Annotated in this window: 2 protein-coding genes; both read right to left on the bottom strand. The window is 47.8% G+C overall.

Features of this window, described 5'->3' with window-relative positions:
* Positions 1–60: 60 nt before the first annotated feature.
* Entirely contained in the window at positions 61–795 is a 735-nt protein-coding gene (gene istB / locus EKM86_RS12200; RefSeq protein ID WP_125758353.1) for an IS21-like element helper ATPase IstB, read from the bottom strand.
* A gap of 10 nt (positions 796–805) precedes the next feature.
* A complete protein-coding gene (istA, locus tag EKM86_RS12195; RefSeq protein WP_125758355.1) occupies positions 806–2,044 on the bottom strand; it encodes an IS21 family transposase in 1,239 nt (412 codons plus the stop codon).
* Positions 2,045–2,149: the final 105 nt, after the last annotated feature.

Here is a 2,149-nt window from a genome sequence, read left to right as displayed (position 1 = left end):
TGTCAAGGGCGGTTTTGAAATGCAGGTTTATGGCGGTTTAAAAATGTAGGTTTTAGGCGGTCAACCAGCACCTTTCAGGCGGTATGATTTCCCCGTGATCTTCACCACATGTACATGGTGAACTAGACGGTCCAGGATTGCCGCAGTCACAGTTGGGTTTTGGAAAATTTCTACCCAGCCGGATAAGTCGGTGTTGCTGGTGATGATGGTTGAGTGTTTCTCATACCTTGCATTGACCAGCTGAAATAAGAGATTGGCTTCGTCGTGATCGATTGGCAGATACCCGATCTCGTCGACCACCAATAGATCATAGCGCGCATATCGATTGATACTACGATCCAAGTCACCTTTCTCATATGCAGCACGAAGCCGGCTCAAAAGCTCATGGCAGTTGATAAACAGCGTGCGCTTGCCTTGCCGGCACGCCTCGATGCCGATGCTGATGGCCAAGTGGGTCTTACCCACTCCAGGGCTGCCAATGAAGACAAGATTCTCTCGCTTCTCCATGAAGGCGAGGTCTTGGAAACCAAGGACTTCTTGCTTGTTGATGTTTGGCTGGAAATCAAAGTCAAACGCCTTAAGCGTCTTCGCTTGTGGAAAGTGTGCGCGGTGAATGATCCGTTCAACTTCTTGATCACTTTGCCAGTGTAATTCTGCTTCGGTGAGGTTTAGCATTGCGTCGGTAAACGATAGCTGCTGGGTGTTGATTTGGTCTATATAGTCAGGCAAATAAGCATGCATCTTGCCTAGGCCCAGTGCATCCAGATTAGTCAATAATTCTTGAAATTTAGTCATGGGCTCCACCTCACACTTTGTCGTAATCGCTCAGATGTTCTTTGATGAAGCCCAGAATGTCTTCGGGGTCTTGGCCTTTAAGCAGGTCTGAGCCCAGGATCTTCACCTGGTCGTCTGTGTTGTAGTTAAATTGATGGGTCGTAATCTCGTGCGCGCGAATCATCTCTCCGTTATAATAGATTTGGATATGCTGCTCATCATTGGTCAACTCGATGCCAACGGTGCGACCAATGTAGCGCGGATCTACGGAGTACTTGCATTTGCGAAAGATCACCATCGATTCTTTGGAGACGACACGGGTAATGTCTTCTTCGAAGTATAGATCGAGAAGGTTATCTGGCAGCTCGTGCAGGTACTCCTTTTCTTCGTTCTCCCACTTGTAGATGGGTATCTCTTCGGTAGCTTGTGAGACCTCGTGGTTGAGGTCGTAACACAGTTCATCAACGATATTGACCAGATCCACTTCGTCGTAAAACTCATTGTTATAGACCCGCAGACGTTCCGTGGTACGGGCCAAGGCTTCGACAACACCTTTGGTTTGCGGACGGAAGACGCGACAGACAACCGGCTTGTAGCCGGCATCCTGACTGAACTGCTTGAAGCGCTCATTCAATACAACGCGCTGGCCGATGTCTGACTTGGTATGATCGACGACTTGCTTCATGTTGTCAAACCAGATTTCTTTGGGAATGCCACCAGTATGATGAAAAGCGTCGTCCAAACAGTTGAAGAGAGTGTCTTGGCTGCGTTCAAGGATCAACGTCAGGTACTTCAGCTTGGAATATGGCAATACATACAAGAAGATGTTGAACGTGAAGGCTTTGCCTTCGGTGTTATACAGTGTCATTTCTTCTTTCCAGTCAACCTGCGCTGAAAGCCCGGCGGTATGTTCGACTCTGATCGTCGCTTTATGTACTTGGTGTTTCTTGTACCTGGCACAATAGTCTCGCACAATCGAGTACTTGCCGGTGAAACCGTGCTTCACAATAAATTTGTAGATGGCCATTGCTGAGCACGGAATGTTTAGCTTCTCATCAATCTTTTCGCGAAATGGATCCAGTTTGCTTGGCCGCTTAGCTCTGGTCTCGGTGGGTTGGGGTAGTGAATCGCCGCTTCCTCGCTTGGCGTCCTCATATGCTCGCTTGACGGTGCGGTAATCACAGTTGTACTGCTCGGCTATGGCAGCGAAGTTGGGCTTCATGTCCTCAATCATATATTTTCTAACTCCTTCTCGAATGTCCTGTCTCACATCGTTTTCCTCCTTGGTTACGATGTGATTCATGATATCAAAAAATGCAGGAAAACCGACAATTTCAAATCGCCATTTTCCTACATTTTATAGCCGCCATGCACA

The organism is Lacticaseibacillus hegangensis, assembly GCF_003946465.1.
Taxonomy (GTDB): domain Bacteria; phylum Bacillota; class Bacilli; order Lactobacillales; family Lactobacillaceae; genus Lacticaseibacillus; species Lacticaseibacillus hegangensis.
Note: the sequence above shows the minus strand (reverse complement) of the source record. Positions and strands in the feature narration are given on the sequence as shown.

What these genes read in the sequence shown, in the direction of transcription:
- istB (WP_125758353.1), bottom strand. Translation starts at nt 795, where the DNA reads ATGACTAAATTTCAAGAATTATTGACTAATCTGGATGCACTGGGCCTA.